A 453-nucleotide genomic window follows, 5' to 3' on the forward strand; every position below is an offset into this window, starting at 1 on the left:
GATGGCCCCTTGTCGGATCGATAAGTTCAACAGCCATCACCATACTTTTCTGACCCGGCGCTTTGACCGGACAGAGGCCGGACGCCTTCACTTCACCTCTGCGCTGACCCAGCTTGGTTATTACGATGGGGCTTATGAAGCCAGCTATCTTGAACTGGCCCAGTTCCTGACAGACCAGGGGGCCAACACCAAACAGGATCTGGTGCAACTGTGGCGCCGCATTGTGTTTAATATTGCCGTATCCAATACCGATGATCATTTGCGGAATCATGGCTTTATTTATCACGACGGCGGCTGGATGCTGTCACCTGCCTACGATATCAACCCGGTCACACCTGCCAGCGGTTTGCATCTCAATATCTCGGATAATGACAACCGTCTCGACTACGATCTGGCTATGGACGTCATCGACTTTTTTCAGCTACAGAAAGCGCAAGCCGAAAAGATTAAGGA

General features: G+C 51.4%; 1 protein-coding gene. It reads left to right on the plus strand.

The window, feature by feature from the left end; genetic code table 11:
• On the plus strand, positions 1–453 hold a 453-nt coding region (locus BCY78_RS24320), incomplete at both ends, for a type II toxin-antitoxin system HipA family toxin (RefSeq protein ID WP_139103325.1).

Origin of the sequence: Pararhodobacter sp. CCB-MM2, assembly GCF_001691415.1 — a bacterium.
Classification (GTDB): Bacteria; Pseudomonadota; Alphaproteobacteria; order Rhodobacterales; family Rhodobacteraceae; genus Pararhodobacter.